Source organism: Aestuariibaculum scopimerae, from assembly GCF_059428085.1.
On sequence record NZ_CM182089.1, the window covers coordinates 1,212,387 to 1,231,142 of the forward strand.

An 18,756-nucleotide genomic window follows, 5' to 3' on the forward strand; every position below is an offset into this window, starting at 1 on the left:
TATGACAACACAAGAAAAAGCAATTAACCGCCTCAAAAAAATTGGAATTACAAACACTTTGGCCAAAACATTGGTCAAGAAAGGCATATCGTCTGTCATGCAATTGGCCATGCTGCCAACGCCACAATTAAGGGGACTTATTAATGGTGCAGATTTGGGAGCAGATAATGTGGAAGGGATACAAAAAAGAGCCCGGGTGCTTAAGTCTATAGTTGATAACCATTTTATGACAGTGAGGGGGCAGGTGTCTCCGCATTATAAAGCCTTGGCCTCTACAAATACCCAAAACAACATTATAAACTTCCATCAAGGGCTGGAAAGTTATTCCGAGATGTTTGGCAGTCAGGACTATGTATGCTGCGCTGAGTTCGATTCGGTATTGAGCCCTGCCGCATACTTGGTGGATTTAATGCGTTATATTGATGAATATATTAAAATGCCCGATGACGAAACCCTACAACTACAAACCAGACGCCCAGACTTGTGGACCATTCCATTAACAAGTGAACAGACCGTAAACGAGGTTCCCTATCTTGAAATTGTAAATACTGTTTTAAGTACTAAAATAACCAAAGACACTGGGCTTACCAACGCCCTTATGTCTATGGCAGAAAGTGTTTATCCGTTTAATTTACCCTTTAACACCCCCTTAGAACAAATAAGAACCTATTTAGAAGCTTTTAAAACAGAATTGTACGATGTTTATAACACATTTAATATTGCCCCCGATGCCCAAAACAGGGAATATTTAAAATTATCGCCAGAAGAGGCAACCTACCTATCAACACCACTAACTTCTCCTGAAGACCTCAACCTGTCTTACGGCTATATAGAAACCAGTAACCCCAACCCCCATTTTACCGGGATAACTGATACTGGTGATTTGGGAGGCCTAAACAATGCCGATATTTTTATGAAACAAATTGGGTTTAAAAACACGGCCCAACTGGAATCGTTAATCTATCAAAACATAAAAAAAGACATGCCGGGTACAGACGCCTTGCTAAACCAATTATTTATAAACAACACCGCGGGCACAGATAAACACCTAAGTATAGACCCCGTAGTATATAATGGCCCCCAATGGCCAGATAGCGGTGTTTGGCAAGACCCCTCTTATTACCTAACCGTACAGCAAGTAACCTTAAACAATAATCTATACCTTATAGCTAGAAGTAGTGGTGGCATAGACACCTGGAAATATGACAGCACGGCCCAACAGTGGGAATTAATATCGGCCAGTAGTCCAGAATGGTCGGATGCACGCGGTTGGAACCAACCTTGGTATTATTCAACTATCAAAGTTGTTGCTGTGCAAAACACCCTTTTACTATTGGGACGGTCTGCTGATGGTATGACTGTTTATTATTTTGATGAGGGTTCCAACATTTGGACATCTGTAGCAGAGAACGGCCCTTCTGATGTACCATGGTCGGATGATAACGGGTGGAATGCGGCGCAATATTACGCCACCATTCAAACAGCCGTAGTGGATGATGCCCTGTATGTATTGGGACGGTATAAAAAAGGCATTGAGATTTATCTCTTTACTTTTAATGTAGAACAGCCTATTAAAACATCTAACTGGACTGCCCTAGGAGAATCAACCATGCCTCCCTTAAGTGATAACGGTGGGTGGATCTTACCACAATACTATGAAACTATTAAATCGACCGTTGTAAACAACACTATTTATTTAATTGCTAGAGGTATCTACGGGATAGACACGTATGCTTTTGATGCCTCTGCAAAAGCATGGACAACACTGGGAACCAAGTCTCCACAATGGACAGATGCAGGCGATTGGGATTTACCGAAATACTATAAAACAATACAAATAATTGGAGGATTTGTTGGTACTAGTGAAAAATTATTTTTGTTAGGACGTGCCCTATTGGGTATGGAAACGTATTATATGACTTTAACGGACCCATCACCAACATGGACCCCCATTAGTGCCCAAAATGTACCCAGTTGGTCGAACGAAAATAGGTGGTCTCTACCAGAATATTATTCCACCATACAAACACAAAAACTGTCTGCAGGTTTTAACGACATTTTATATTTAATAGCTCGCTCCAGTACAGGTATACAGTTTTGGCGATTTGATCCAGTTAATTTCATTTGGGAACAAATAGAGACGAATGTTCCTGGATGGTCTGACACTACCGGCTGGAATGCACCGGGCTTTTACAGTACCATACAAACAGCGGTTGTAAATAATACCCTTTACTTATTGGGGTGCAACGATGTAGGCATTATGACCTGGAAGTACAACGACGCTTCTACTTGGAATAAAGTATTACCTATTAAGGCATTGATCCAGCCATTAAGAACAACTAACCTAGATGTTTTAAACAGGTTTGTTAGAATGGCCCAAGCCCTTAATTGGACTTTTGAAGACCTGGATTGGACACTGAAAAGCTTGGAGGAAACAGACATAACAACAGACACCATTGCGGCATTAAAAAACGTGCAATGGCTTATGGACAACCTTGATGTTACCACAGACCAACTAACTGCACTTTTACAGGATATTAAAACCTCGGGGATGGGATCTGGTGCAACATCGCAGGCATTTTTTGATGAGGTGTTTAACCTACCAACAGTGTTTTTTAAGTCGTCTGAAGAAACATCTACACCATACCACCCCAAATACGATTTGAATCCAAATTATACAGACCCCTATTTAACTTGGTATCCAAATGGTGATAGCTCTGAAAAAAACAGCCAGCTAACCACCCGCTTAATGGGATCTTTGAACTTAGATGCCGTTAACCTTAAGGCCCTTGTAAAAAAGCTTGAAGCCAGTGCGGCTATAGATACTTCGGAAGGACTCGAATTAACTGTTCCTGTATTATCGTTGCTCTACCGCTATGCCCTGTTATCCAACACGCTTCAAGAACCCATAAAAAACCTTTTTGTTTTGTTTGATCTTGTTGGTATTACAAGTATTTCTAAAACCTTTACACTGGACGATATTATAACACTTGTAACATGGAACAACTGGGTTAAATCCTATAATTTAGATACTGTTCAGCTACAATATATTAGTCAAAATATTAAAGATATAGTCCTAGATCCCGGGTTTGATATCAAGGCCATTCCAGATTTGCTCGTTAACTTATCTGATGCTTCGCAGGGATGGTCTTTAAAACCCACCCAATTACAGGTAAACGTTTTAATTACCGAAGCCTTAAGTACTACTTTTTACAACACATTAACGCATAACCATGTTGTTAACGACCGGGGTATTATTACAATAAAACAACCCAATTTTAATTTTGAAGCTATTTCCAATTTAATAAGCTGCAACCCACTTGTTTATAGTAAAAATCCATTAACATCGGTCTTTACCGCTGGAAATTTAGCAAATGGAACGGCTTCGACCATGCAGGTGCCCACCAATGCAACACTTACCAAAACCCTGGCCCAAGGATCATTGAGTATTTGGTTTAAATCGCAAACTACCCCTAAAGGTACCTTTACGATACTTCCCATTTCAAAATCGATATATGTTAAAATTGAAAATGCCCAAATTATCCTGTCTTATAATAGTAAGACCGTTAAACTGGATTTGCCTAAAGACAACAATTGGCATTTTCTGGTGGTATCGTTTAGAACCAAAGCTAATGGAGAGCTGGTAACCATTCCCAGTATTTCTTTAGACGGTAAGGTTACACCAACCAAAGATATGTCTATACCCGCCAACACCAAATGTGTTCTTGGAACGGGTGACCAAGGGGATACGGCCCAATTTCAGGTGGCACAGCTAAGGGTATTTAACGATTTGCTTACAGTTGAGCAAATAAACAAATTGTATTACACGAATGTTGCCTCCCTAACTACAGGGGACATCATAGATGGAAATACTAACTATTGGCCCTTAAATGAGGGGCAAGGCATACTAAAAGCCAGTGACATTGCTGGAGACCTATCTGGAAATTATGATGGGGACTCCCTTTGGCAAATAACATATAATGTTAAAATACCCAGTGGGTTTAACTATTTGGATGCAGCACATCACTTAGTGCGGGCGTTTGACCCAGAAGCCGCTGATAATGCTTCCAAGCCTTTTGTAAAATTATGGCAGCTTATAGCCATGCTTAAAAATACGCTTAACAAAGTAATGGGCGCACAAAAACAGGGAACCTTGCAAAACCTTTCTGATTATTATCAATCCAAGCGCCAGCTATCGGTCTATGCCGATTATATTGGAAAGGAAGATCACTTTTTAGACTATATACAAACCCTGTTGTTATACCGATTTAGCCTAAATTGGGAAGAATTTAAATTAGACCTGGAACGGCCTACGCCCTTTATAAGTGCCAACTTAAGAAACCAGTTTTATAAAAACCAAATTGAGCTTCCAAAAACAACCGTTATCAATAATGTGTTGAACAATGGTAATGAAGCCACCAAGCAATGGCAGATAAATGCCGGGCCCAACCAGTTGTTCTTGCTTAATAACAGAGAGGAAACTATTGATGTTTATAAGTTACCGCCCACACATAAAGGCATTCACCATAAAAGTTATCAATTTAACAAAGACCCCGAGTACCTTGTGCCCTTAAAAGTTATTAAAGATCTTGTGGAAGGCGTTCCCCAAACTTTTTTTAGAGAAGACAGTGATAGACAGGTCGTACTGCTTAAAAGAGGGGATTTTGTTGAAGTGGCCGTTTATAATATTATTGCTTTAAGCACATCTAATGTGCTTATAAAAATTGAAAACTACATTAAAGACCTAGGGCGTTTACTATACACCGTAAACACTTTTAAAATTACCGATGATGAATATAAGTGCCTGATTGCTAATGCTCCAAGGTTTTTTAAAGGGTGGCAGCCTAATGACTATATGACTTTTAGCCTTGAACAGCTAAAGCCCATCATGCTTTTTAAAGAGCTGAATACACAGTACCAAACAGCAACCATGTCGTTCTCTGATTATTTTTACCTGCCAGATGATCGCTCTTCCTTAGAAGATTATATTGCACCCCTAACGGATTGGGACGATAAGGGGCTTCTTGAGTTATCTGCATGGAAGTGTGATATGGAATTGTTCAACGCTATTGAAAGCCCTTCTAAAGACCTTGTTATATCAAGTCTTGCCATAAGCAAAAACTATGCAGTACTCGGGTCTATGGCCTCTAAGACCTTGTGCTTTTATGAGCTTAAAGGAGACACTTGGGCACCACTTAAGAGCCCTATAAAAGCACCCGATGCATCGTATACCACTTTTGGGCAAATGGTGGCTATACAGTATAGCGAAACCAATAACAAAAAACAGCTACTTGCCATTACCTCCGATTATAAAGCCAAACCCAGTGGCTCAAACTTTTTGGGAATTGTTTTTATATACGAATACGATTTTAAAAACGACACTTGGAAGGCGCCAATAGAAATAACTGCCCCTACCGGAACCCAAACTGGATATAATTTTGGATATGGTTTGGGTATTTATGACGATACTCTTGTTGTAGCATTGGAAGACCTTAGTGCTTTTAAGGGGCGCATGTGTATTTTTAAATACAACCCCGCCTCTAAAAAATGGGTGTACCAACAAACCCCTGAATTTCCAGTAATTGCCACGCGTGGATTTGTTGGTAATATCGTGAATAACATACTTGCCTTAAACACCAATTCGGGACAAGCTATTGTTTATGATATTACCAATGCCAAGGAGCTTTTAAAAGTATCTATAAGTGCCCAAAGTGTTTCTACAAATGGCCAAGTGGTGGTAATGGTGGGAGAAGCTATTAAATATGTTACTGGAATAGGTACCCTGCAACAATCTGAACCGTTAACATTATCAAACCCCGACTTTAAATTTCCATGCTCTGCGGTTTTAGACAATGAAACCCTTGTTGTTTGCGATGCTAGTATTAAATGCTATGTCTATTACATTCAAAACGGGGAATTTGTATTAAAGCAACAGTTTGTTCCACAGGCATTAGATGTTCGTTCCCAACAACCCTTATCGATGGTTATGGATAATGACAACTTAATGTTACACAGTTATAACTTAAATGATTTACCATCGGTATTTTATGGTAGGAAACACGATATAAGCTGGTTTGGTTTTGTACAATCTTGCTTTAAATTAGCGGATAAGTTGGGTGTGAGTATAGCATTCCTGTTGGATTTTATTAAGCTGGCAAAAACAGGCATGGTGGTTCCTAATACCTCAACCAATACCGAAACCAATAGTACAGCATATCAAACCTACAGTTCCTACGCAAACCGATTGGAAAATGCGCTTCAAACAGGCAAAACTGAGACAGAATGGAATGACCTATATGCTACTTTGCGTAGTAAGTTTTTAGTTCATGAAAGAGATGCCCTAGCCTATTATATGCTTTGGTACCTGCAAAAGGATTTTACAGATATTAATACCCTTGACAGCCTTTATGAATTGCTACTTATTGATGTAGCAGCAAGCGGTTGCCGAAGTATCTCTCCTGTAAAAGCGGCCCTTAACAGTTTACAACTTTACATAGAGCGCTGCCGTATGAACTTGGAACCCGAAGCTAGCATTAATAGAGACTACCCTGGTAGCGAAAATGTGATGAATACTGCTGATGTTGAATGGGACTGGATGTCGCACTACCGTATTTGGGAAGCGAATAGGGAAGTCTTTCTATATCCAGAAAACTACTATGATCCTGCACTTAGAAAAGACCGTTCTACCCCTTATGCCGATCTTCAAAACAAGCTTAGCCAGGGCAATCTAACCAACGAAACCGCCATAGCATCTTACCAGTTATATTTTACCGAATTAGAAGCACTTACAAATCTTACAGTAGTTGCAAATTGTATGGCATCGTTAGTGAATTTTATTAACGGGGATTACGTCACCCAAGACACCTTTTTTGTATTTGCCAAACTAAAAAACAGTAATAGTAGCTTTTACCTTCGCACTGCAATTGCCAATAATGCAACAGACACACCAAACCATTGGAGCAATTGGAGCAATTGGGAAAAAATAGATATAAGTATTAAAGCCGATAGTGTAGCCTGTTTTTATGCCAACAATAGGCCGTATCTATTTTGGGTAGAGTTTTCTAAGCAACAAGTAACCACCAGTGGTAAAGATAACTCACAATATGGCAAAACAAAAACATTTAATTACAGTACAAAAATATTTTATGCCTTTCAAACCAATAATGGGAAATGGACCAACCCACATCAAGTTCCAGATCCTACCAATGCACTCGATTTTGTAGTTATACCCAATGGCAAAGCTCCTCTGGAAGTATCACTTCCTTTAGCGCCTTATGTAGCACAATTTTTGGATACAAAAGACCCTTTTGATACCCATAGCTTGTTCTTGAATATAGCCAATGTTTCCATTGATGTTGCCGTTACAAGTGGTGGAACGTTAGAAACAACTAATGGCTCTTTAACTATCCCTATTGATGAAATTTTAGACCTTCATTCTAGGGTGATGTGGTTATTGACGACAGAGGACGACATTAGAAAAAACAATCCTCTTTATGGAGGCTCACCACCTAAGGGCGTTACAAACCCAGATGGTACCGGTTTATTTAGTAATCGAACAGTAATGGATTTAGGGGCCGACTTTGCAGGTGGTATTAATTTACCATGTGGCTATACAACTGACACACCAAATGCCCTATATTTTAACACTTGGTTTAATGAAAGCTTTACCTTTGGTATTTGGATTAATTGTACAATCCCCCAAACAGGCGACTGGCCCATTCTATCCCCCGTTTTACCTTCGGGGTATGTTAATAAAAATAATGAGGAATTACGCTTATTGATAAGGGACCAAAAAGCATATTTTGGGTTTTACGGTAATGATACAGCAGGAAACACACCCATACTCAGTAATACTTGGACCTTTTTGGTATTTACCTATGATGCCAAGGCTGCTGTACAATCTATTTATGTAAATGGCAAGTTAGATAACAAAAGCAATAACATTCCGCCTTTAAATGGAAGCTTACAATTAACCATTGGTGGTGATGGAACAACTTATGCCCATGGGCAGATGGCAGATATGTTTGTTATAAATACCGCGTTTTCTACTTCAAAAGTGCTTTCTGTGTTTAGTATGTACACAGACCCAGAACCGATATCGACTGCAAACATCACAGATTTAAATACCATACAAACTATAAACGGCCAACGCATTCAAGCATTTAATGAAGATCTCTTTATTGGTGGTGCCGATTATTTATACAGTAACAATGCACAATATATTGGAGCTTCAGACCTATCTGCACAAGCAGCATATGGAAAGTATTATTGGGAATTATTTTATCACATTCCTATGCTGGTAGCCCAATTACTGGGTGTAAACCAAAAATTTGACGATGCCAAAACTTGGTATGAGTATATTTTTAACCCGACCTCAAACAATGTTTCCAACGACCGCTTTTGGCAACTAGGGTATTTTAGAAGCCTTGGGGCACCGGAAGATATTGTTTATATACTAACAGATGGCGGAAAAAATTCTAAAGATCAAGTTCAAACTTATGATTTAAATCCATTTGACCCAGAGGCCATAGCCTATTTAAGACCAGGGGCTTTTGAGAAGAAAACGGTAATGAGTTATATAAAGAACCTACTGAATTGGGGCGACAATTTGTTTAGCCAGTATACCTGGGAAACGATTACCCAAGCGGAAATGTTATATATGCTGGCTAAAGAACTTTTGGGCAAACGACCAGAATTAACAGGATCTTTTGAAACGAAAAAAGCAATGAACTTGACCGATATCCAAACAGAATATGGAACCAAGATTCCACAGTTTATTATAGACATAGAAGATATGCAACTCCCTATTAATATAAATGTGCAAGCAACCAAAGCACTCTCATCTGCTATATCGAACTTCTATTTTTGCTTTCCTGAAAATCCTGAACTACCAGACAATTACAATTTGGTAGACACCCGCTTATATGACATTCGCCATTGTTTAAACATTAAGGGACAAGAACAAACATTGGCCTTATTTGAACCACCTATTGATCCCATGGTACTTGTTGCAGCGGGAGCTACAGGACTATCGATTGCCGACGTGCCCATAAGCACCTCTATTGCTATTCCTTATTACCGATTTGATAAAATGATCATGTATGCCAGAAATGTTTCACAGCGTGTTATAGATTTTGGAAGGCAGATACTTTCTGCCCTAGAAAAGAATGATGCTGAAGCTTTGGCATTGCTTCGGGCAGGTCAAGAATTATCGATTTTGGAATTAACAACCTCTATCAAAGAGCAAAACATACAAGAACTGGTACAACAGGCCGATGTCTTGGAACAAAGTTTAATTAGCGCCAATACAAGGGTTTCTTACTATGCTGAATTGATAAACAAACCTATATCTCATTTAGAAGCAGAAGCTTTATCTTTAAGCCAAACAGCAATTGATGTTGAAATTCCAGCAGCCGGATTACATGCAGCAGCAGCAATTGCACATCTCATTCCTACGGTATATGGCTTTGCGGATGGTGATTTTCAACCTGGTAGTGCTATAGAATCTGGTGCCTCTATATTGAGCAGTGTCAGTAATATCAAAAACCTTACTTCTAGTATGACCACCACATCTGCTTCTTACCAAAGACGAAAAGAAGAATGGACCCTACAGCTTAAATTAGCACAAGCGGATGTAGTATCTATTGAGGTGCAACAAGCCATCAACACAATCCGGCAACAAAATGCACAAAAAGAATTGGAAATACACCAACAGACCATTACCAACAATGCTAATTTGCAGGATTTCTATAAGGGTAAGTTTACCAATCAAGAATTATATCAATGGATGGTCGGGCAAATTAGTACAGTATATTACGAAGCCTATAATATGGCCTATGACCTTGCCAATAAAGCACAGATGGCTTATTATTATGAATTGAATACCAGCGATGCCATTATATCGTATGGCTACTGGGATAGTAGCAAAAAAGGACTGCTTGCTGGAGAAAAATTAATGCACAGTATTGACAAACTGGAAAAAGCATATATTGATAAGCACGTTAGATATTTGGAGATCCAGAAAGTTGTATCGTTAAAAGAGATCGATCCATTAGAATTTAACAGGCTCATTACCACTGGAAAATGTTATATTAATTTAAATGAGCAATTATATGATTATGATTTCCCAGGACACTACAACCGTAAGATAAAATCGGTATCTATAACTGTACCTGCGGTTGTGGGGCCCTACCAAACCCTAAAGGCGTCGTTAATACAACAGTCAAATAGCGTTGTGGTAGCACCAGATATTGACACGGTATCATTTTTATTAAATGGTAGTAACAATGACACACAACCACCCGAATATTCATTGCGCCAAAATTGGAACTCAAATCAGCAAATAGCCATTTCAAAAGCCAATCATGATAGTGGGTTATTTGAGCTTAATTTTAATGACAGCCGTTACCTACCCTTTGAAGGAACTGGAGCGGTTTCTAAATGGGAATTACGCATTCCACAAGGCACCAATCAATTCGATATAAAAACTATTTCAGATTGTATTCTTTATATTGATTATACTGCGCAAGATGGTGGCTTAGAATTTTCCCAAAAGGTAATGAGCCTTCCTAAAATAAATAAATACAGTGGATTTATAAGTGTAAGCATTAAGCAACAATTTAATCAGGCATGGAATGAGTTCATAGCATCTTCCCCTCCTAAATCGGGATCATTGGCAATGGATACCATACAGTATCCAGCTAATATAGAAGCAAACTCGCAAGTTATTGATTCTCCAAATGGTGATATTAGCGTTTTTATTAGATCGACAGATGGTTCCTATAACCCCACAGGGTTAAAAGTAAATGGCAGTACGGTAAATTCTGGGAAAGTAAAACCTGGTGAAGGGCTAAATAAGGCTTGGGACATTAGCGCTTCGGGAACTATAGATAGTTCTAAGCTCCTGGATATTATCTTAGTAATTCCATATAACGGTACAATAAAAAGATAAGTTGTCCCCTTTGTCCAAGCAGTTTACATACTGTTTTTAACCAAAGGGGCCATCTAGCTTTTTTATATTTTGACCAACGCTTCATCCTTTTTTTACTATCTTTAGGATGCTAACCGTATTAACCCATAAAAGATGTTCGATTCTTATAAACATTTTTTAGAAACTCCCGGATATCATAAAATTATAGGGGACGATTATTTGATTGTTGAGTTTAAATGCCCAATAAAGGAGGAACTTTTTGATGCTTGGTCGGAATGCCATAGCATTGTTTATGTTTTAAACGGACAAAAAAAATGGATTACACCCGCTGCCGATTTTATGGTTAAGGAAAACCAGTCCATTTTTGTTAGAAAAGGCGCCTTTAAAAACCAACAGTATTTCGAGGAAAGCTTTTGTGTACTTATGTTTTTTATGAAAGACGATTTTATAAAGCGGTGTATGGAAAGTGATGTTGGAAACGAGATTGAAAACTTCCAAAAAATAGATAACCCCGATTTTGTATATCGTGTTAATATTAATGAAAGCCTATTAGCACTATACCATTCCTTTTTCTCTTACTTGAAACAGCCCAGTAAAACCCCCCAAAAGATTATTGAGTTAAAATTTAGGGAAATGCTCTTGAATATTTGTTTAGACCCCCGTAATACGGCCATAAAAAATGTGCTTTATACCCTATCACTACAGTCTGGATACACGGTTGAAAAAATTATGGAAGAACAATACTTTTACAACTTGAAAGTTGATGAGTTTGCCCGGCTTTGTGGCAAGAGTCTATCGTCTTTTAAACGCTATTTTAAAAAAGTTTATAATACCACGCCTGCTAAATGGTTATTAAATAAAAGACTGCAATTGGCACGCGAACTTATGGTAAGCACCAATTTTACTATACAACAAATATGTTACGATTGTGGTTTTGAAAGCGACTCCCACTTTAATAGAAGTTTTAAGGCCACCTATGGTGTAACCCCAAATAGCTGGCGACAACAAAAAACCCAAGTTGTTTAAACAACTTGGGCGTTTTTTAGTTTTAACCAAGCGGCATGGCCGCCTTCTAGATTATGTACTCCTTTTACGCCGTGCTCTTGGGCATGAATGGCCGCCATGTAAGACATAACTCCCCCAGTGCAGCAAAACAAAAACGGACCTTCGCTGTTAAATAATGAATTGGGATTTGTGTGCCTGTTCTCAACAGCTACCTTAAGGTCTTCTAAAGGTAAATTAATAGCCCTTGGAATAGCTCCCTGACTTTCTATACCCTGTGGCGATCTAACATCTATAATGGTAAATTGGTTTTCGGCAATTATAGTATCTAATCGCTTTGCTTCAACTTGTGCTATTATCTCTTTTGAAAATTTAACATTCATAACTTTAATGTTTAATGTGACATTTTTTAAATAGAAATGGTTTCAGCACCTTCAAGAATAAGCTGGTGCAACGCAGCAGAGCCTACCAATTCAATACCATCAATTAAATCTTCTGGTGTATAACCCCTAACTGCAGAACATGGTGGGCATACCATAATTCTACTCTTATTTTGCAGTACGGTTTCAATCATATCTTTCATGGTTGGGTCTTTAGGGTTAAGGTGCGCATGGTTATAGGCTCCTTTTCTTACCCAGTCTACGCCAGAGCTCACTAAAAATATGCTAACTTCCTGACCAGATTTTATGCCCCCATTGGCAATGCTCCATGCTACAGATGCGCGTTCGTCATCCATACCTCTACTAATTAATACTACTACTTTCTTTTTTGTACTCATGATTATAAAATTTTTATGGTTTAATAATGTCACAAAGTAAAGGCGCCTTTTAAAGAATGAATGTTCTGGAAAGTTCATTAAATTGCCCCTAAGGTTCAGGTGCTTTTTCAAAGCTTTTTTTTAACATAACCCTCTATGTGGCATAGGTTAAACCACTTATTTTAAATACTATTTAAAAGGAAAAGCAATATGCTATAGGTATAAAAATTTAGCATAAAGTAGCTAATATTTGAATAGATGTAAAAAATATCCTATTTTTAAAAAATCAACTTTAACTAAAAAACTATATTATTAAATAAGTAAATTATTTAATTTTATAAAAAAAACGCTAATAGTTTCTAAATAAGATGTTACGATCAGATAGTGATAAAGAGCTTCTTAATCAAATTAAACTGGATAATGCCGTTGCATTTAAAAAGCTGCATAATATGTATGCTGAAAATATGTTTCTATATGCTTTTAATGTAATAAAAGATAAGGAAACCTGCGAAGATATTATCCAAAATATATTTATTGATTTTTGGTCCAAACGAAAAGATATTGTGGTTAAAGATGCCAAATCCTACCTATTCAGGGCCGTTAAATACCAAATATTCAACTACTTTAGGGATAAAAAGTTTGATAAGGAAGATTTATCGAGGTTAAACATTATTGACATTTCTGTAAGTGCTTGCAAAAAAATGGAATATGATGAGCTTGAGGCAGCCATACACACATCGGTTGTAAAATTGCCCAAGCGCTGTAGGGAAATTTTTGAGTTGAGCCGTTTTCAATATAAATCCAATAAGGAAATCTCAGAAGAACTCAATATATCCTTACAGGCCGTAAAAAATCAAATATCCAGAGCGTTGGCCTTTATTAAAAAAGATCTTAAAAACAATGAGTGCCTTTTTTATTTTATTTGCTTACACGAAAATTTAGATGACGATTAAAATTTAAGTAACATCACACCTTATAATTTTCTAAATATTAGAACATTATCAAATAATTTTGATAAACGCACTCCACTTTCCTTAAATTAAAATTATCAATAATTAAAAAAAAGTACGTTTTTAATGTGTACTCCCCATTAAGTTTTGTTACTTATTAGTAATAGCCCAAAATAAAGGCCTAAATTTTAAACAATTATTATTTCTGAAAAATGAACGCAAGGCAAGCAAAAAAGCTTTTTACAAAGTACATTAACAATAAATGTACACCAGAGGAACTTCAGTTATTAGAGGCTTTTTTGGACTCTTACCAAGTTAACAAAGATGCTTTATTAAAACTTTATCCAAACGATCTGGAAGATTTTAACGAATATTCATGGTCTAAAATAGAATCGCATATCATTAAAAAAGAACGCAGAAAAAAACATACATTCAAAAATTACTTAAAATATGCAGCTGTAGTTATACTTTTTTTGGCATTAGGGTATGTTTTCCAGCAAGTACGCTTTTCAAATACTTCTAAAATTATCATTCCATCTGAAAATATCACACTTCAAAATGAAGATGGATCTATACAAATTATAAATGAAGATGGATCCAGTAAACTATTAGATGCAAAAGGAAATGTTATAGGCACCCAAACTGGCAAACAAATAGCTTATAGTAACAACATGCCTAACCAACAACAAACAACAGCTAACAACAACCAACTAACATACAACACATTAACAGTACCTTACGGCAAAACATTTAAAATACAATTATCTGATGGTACCGAAGTTAACCTTAACTCTGGAACATCCATAAAGTACCCTGTAAAATTTATAAAAGGAAAAAACAGGAAGGTGTTCTTAAATGGCGAAGCCTTTTTTAATGTTGCCAAAGATGTTAACCACCCCTTTATTGTAAATACCAACGAAGTAGATATTAGAGTATTAGGAACCCAATTTAACGTAAGCTCCTATCCTGAAGACGAAGACATCAATACCGTATTGGTTGAGGGCTCCGTTAGTATTTACAATAAAGACATGCCCTACAGTTCAAAAACGGCAACCCTACTTAAACCCAGCTACAAAGGCGTTTGGGATAAAACAAGCCATAAAATTACCGTAAAAGAAGCCGATGTGGAAATGAGCACCTCATGGATAAACGGTAAAATTATATTTAGGCACATGACTTTTAATAACATCATTAAAAAGTTAGAGCGCCATTATAATGTAACCATCATTAACAATAATGAAGCCCTGGGCAACGAATACTTTGCTGCTAGTTTTGATATAGAAACTATTGAACAGGTATTTGAATCTTTTAACGAAAACCATACTATCGACTATACTATAGAAAACAATAAAATAATTATTAACTAATAAAACCGACTTTCCTATGACATAAAAACCAAACTGAACTAAGACAAGATCACTATAAAAAAACGGAAGATGCTACCAACACCTTCCGCCTACTACTTGTAGTGATTAAATTAATTAATCACCTAATACATAACAAAAATATGAAAAAAGTACTTAAGATAAAGGGGCTGCCCTCTTTATCCTTAAAATTTGACTTAAAAATGAAACTAACTACGTTTTTATTGATAGTTTCTTTATTTCAGATTCAGGCGAATGAATCGTATGGTCAAAAAACTAAAATTTCTCTTGATGTCGAAAATATTACATTAGAAAGCGTTCTCAATCAAATTGAATCGCTAACAGATTTTAAGTTTTTATACAATTATGACGATGTAGATTACAAAAGATTAGTTTCTATAAAAGCCGATAACGAACGTGTATCGTCTATATTAAAAAGGTTATTTGCAGGCTCTAATCTTTCCTTTACACTTGTAGACAAGCAAATTGTTTTAAAAGTAGCAACTGCAACTACAACATCAACAGCATTGGTGAATCGTGAAAATGAAACTGCTGAAACTGCAATAAAACGGCAAACTGGGGTTAATGGATCTGTTTTAGATGAAAACGGTGTTCCTTTACCCGGAGTGAATATTATTGAAAATGGTACCACAAACGGTACACAAACCGATTTTGATGGTAATTATAATTTAACATTACGAGACCCTTCCAACGCTGTGTTGGTGTTTTCTTATATAGGTTACAAAACCGTAGAGGTTCCTGTTAATAACCAAACTGTTATTAATTTAAACATGGAACCAGACGTAAGTCAACTAGACGAAATTGTGATAGTAGATTACGGGTACGGTAAAGTAAGAAAAGCAGATATGACAGGAGCTACTGCCAGTATTAGCAGTAGAGAACTTGCCACCATTCCTATATCTAATGCTGCCGAGGCCTTGGCTGGTAGGTTACCTGGTGTTAACGTAACCACTGCCGACGGAGAACCTGGAGCAGATATTAGAATTCGAGTAAGGGGCGGTACATCATTATCTCAAGACAACAGTCCTTTATTTGTAGTAGATGGTTTTATTGTGGGTGGTATAGATAACATTCCCGTAAACGATATTGCCAGTATAGATGTTTTAAAAGATGCTGCAGCTACTGCGGTTTATGGTGCGCAAGCATCTAACGGGGTTATTGTAGTAACTACAAAATCGCCTGTTGCTGGAAAAACAACAATTAACTATAACAACTACTTTCAATTTAATGAGCTACCTCAAGACAGAAAATATGAAGTATTGAGTCCATATGAATTTGTATTGGCCAATTACGAATACCAAGCGCTTAGAGGCGAAACAGCTGTTGAAGGTTTTGAAAGGTTTTTTGGTAAATACGACGATTTAGAATTGTACAAAAACCGAAAAGCAACCGATTGGCAAGATGAATTGTTTGGAGGTTCCAGACTTTCACAATACCACAACCTGTCTATAGGCGGAGGTACTGAATTGACCAAAATGAATTTAAGTATCTCGCACAATGCCGATGAAGGTCTGTTAACAGGTTCTGCTTACGAAAGAACAGCTATTAATTTTAAATTAAACCAAAAAATTTCAGACAGACTCTCTTTTGATGCGCAAGCCAGGATTACCAATACCATTAAAGATGGTGCTGGAACATCCAGTGGCCAATTGAGTATTAAGGATGCGGTGCAAACAAGACCTGTAAATGGTATTGCTGATGAGTTGGATATTGACCTTAACCAAGTGAACTCCGATGATGATTTCCAACAATTTTTATTAGGGTTAATCAATCCTAACGAATTGGTTAAACAAGATTGGCGTAAACGAACCGATCATGATTATGTTTTCAATGCGGCTTTAACCTGGAAGGTTACCGATAATATTACTGCTAAATCCTCGTTTTCCCGTTCTAAAGGGTTTCAAGAAGATTTAAGGTTTTATGGGCCTTTAACAAGTGAATCTTTTAACAATGGTGGTAGTTTACCACTTGGGCAACGCTCTAACAGAGATGACCATAGCTACCGTTGGATTAATACTTTAAACTATATAAAAGACTGGACAGGTTCTAGATTGGATATATTAGTGGGGCATGAAATATCCTCAAGTGGCGGTAAAAGCAATTTTATTAGAGCCGAAAACTTTAGACTATCTATTACCCCCGAAGAATTATTTGCCAACATGCAGTTTGGTGATGTTGATAGGATAGCTGGAGCCGTGTTTACCGATTCCAATAGAAAATCTTTCTTTGGGCGCTTCGACTTCCAATTGCAAGACAAGTATATTTTTACACTTACTGCTAGAGCCGATCAATCCAGTAAATTTAGTAGAGAGAACTCATTAGGTATCTTTCCGGCATTGGCATTCGCCTGGAAACTAGAACAAGAAAACTTCTTAAAAGATGTGGAATTTCTTGATGAGCTAAAACTTAGAATTAGTTACGGTGAAACCGGTAACGACCGTATTGGATCGGGATTAACTCAATTTCTTTTTGAAGGCACCACCAATAGAGGTCCTGGTTTTGGTAACGTAGACAATGTTTACTACCAACCCGAAAGTAGTTCGCTTTACAATCCCGACCTAAAATGGGAAACTACTGTAACTAGTAACTACGGGTTGGACTTTGCCATGTTTGATAAACGCTTAAGAGGTAATTTTGATTACTATAGAAATGAAACACGCGATTTACTTTACACACAAGCCATTCCAAGCAATACTGGGTTTAACGAACAATATGCCAATATAGGTAGCACGGCCAATCAAGGTATAGAACTTGGTGTAACAGGTTTTATAGTAGACAAACCAGATTTTACATTATCGGCAAGCCTTAATATTGGTAGAAACGTATTGACCATTGAAAGGTTGGATGGTACACAATCTAAATTTGCACAATCTAACTGGGCCAGTACCGATTTAAGAAACCGAAACGATTACCAATTAGAACTTGGTGGCAAAATAGGTAACATGTATGGCTTTGTAACCGATGGTTTTTATTCGGTAGACGATTTTGAAAGCTATGACGAAACAACTGGCACCTATATTCTAAAAGATGGTATTGCCAATTCTTCTGGTACCGTGGGCAACACATTACGCCCAGGGGTATTAAAACTAAAAGACCTGAATGGCGATGGTATTATTTCTGATGATTTTGACCGTAAAGTTATTGGTAATGCCCTGCCCGATTTTCAAGGTGGTTTTGGTTTTAACGTAAGATATAAAAACTTCGATTTGGCAACATTCTTTAACTACCAAGTAGGTAATGATGTTTACAATACCGGTAAAATACAATTCAACCAATTTAGAAGAATTACTAATGGTAACTTGTTACAAACCATGAGTTTGGAAAACAGGTTTACCTATCTAGATATTGATGGTTCCTACACAGGCACCCCAGGTGGCATTGTTACCGATTTAGAACAGTTAAGAGACTTAAACCAAGGCAAAACCATTTGGTCGCATGCCAGTCATGGTGTAGCCGCTGCGGTTATTCACGATTGGGCCATTGAAGATGGGTCGTTCCTTAGGTTAAACAACGTAACCTTAGGTTACAGTTTACCAGAAAAATTAATCTCTAAAGTTGGGCTATCTAAATTTAGAGTGTTTGCAACCGGTAGAAATCTAGCTATTTGGACCAAATATTCGGGATACGATCCAGAGGTTAATTCCAGTAGCAACCCTTTTACTCCCGGTTTGGATAGATCTTCATTCCCAAGGGCACGTTCATATACGTTTGGTGTTAACTTAACATTTTAAA

Annotated in this window: 7 protein-coding genes; 5 read left to right on the forward strand and 2 right to left on the reverse strand. The window is 37.4% G+C overall.

Annotation, left to right across the window (positions count from 1 at the left end; all coding sequences use genetic code 11):
• Position 1 precedes the first annotated feature (1 nt).
• Together AC5SR4_RS05415 and AC5SR4_RS05420 are read left to right on the forward strand one after the other, a co-directional pair.
• Positions 2–10,951 carry a Tc toxin subunit A-related protein gene (locus AC5SR4_RS05415; protein WP_495358513.1) on the forward strand — a complete coding sequence of 3,650 codons (10,950 nt, stop codon included), beginning with the start codon at positions 2–4 and terminating at the stop codon, positions 10,949–10,951.
• 132 nt (positions 10,952–11,083) lie between these two features.
• Positions 11,084–11,956, forward strand: a complete 873-nt coding sequence (locus tag AC5SR4_RS05420) for a helix-turn-helix domain-containing protein (protein ID WP_495358514.1) — start codon at positions 11,084–11,086, stop codon at positions 11,954–11,956.
• On the opposite strand, the gene AC5SR4_RS05425 is transcribed toward AC5SR4_RS05420, so the two are convergent.
• Both AC5SR4_RS05425 and AC5SR4_RS05430 read right to left on the reverse strand, forming a co-directional pair.
• Entirely contained in the window at positions 11,953–12,315 is a 363-nt protein-coding gene (locus tag AC5SR4_RS05425; protein WP_495358515.1) for a rhodanese-like domain-containing protein, read from the reverse strand. The two genes, AC5SR4_RS05420 and AC5SR4_RS05425, sit on opposite strands and share 4 nt — an antisense overlap.
• Positions 12,316–12,341: 26 nt before the next feature.
• Positions 12,342–12,710 (reverse strand): DsrE family protein, encoded by a 369-nt coding sequence (locus AC5SR4_RS05430; RefSeq protein WP_495358516.1) that lies wholly within the window; start codon positions 12,708–12,710, stop codon positions 12,342–12,344.
• Positions 12,711–13,057: 347 nt separating this feature from the next.
• Here AC5SR4_RS05430 and AC5SR4_RS05435 point away from each other — a divergent pair, with 347 nt between their 5' ends.
• From AC5SR4_RS05435 to AC5SR4_RS05445, 3 genes are all read left to right on the forward strand, one after another.
• Positions 13,058–13,642 carry an RNA polymerase sigma-70 factor gene (locus AC5SR4_RS05435; RefSeq protein WP_495358517.1) on the forward strand — a complete coding sequence of 195 codons (585 nt, stop codon included), beginning with the start codon at positions 13,058–13,060 and terminating at the stop codon, positions 13,640–13,642.
• 209 nt (positions 13,643–13,851) lie between these two features.
• Positions 13,852–15,006 (forward strand): FecR family protein, encoded by a 1,155-nt coding sequence (locus AC5SR4_RS05440; RefSeq protein WP_495358518.1) that lies wholly within the window; start codon positions 13,852–13,854, stop codon positions 15,004–15,006.
• Positions 15,007–15,146: 140 nt separating this feature from the next.
• Complete coding sequence (locus AC5SR4_RS05445; RefSeq protein ID WP_495358519.1) at positions 15,147–18,755, forward strand: TonB-dependent receptor; 3,609 nt, start codon at positions 15,147–15,149, stop codon at positions 18,753–18,755.
• The last annotated feature ends 1 nt before the right edge of the window (position 18,756 follow it).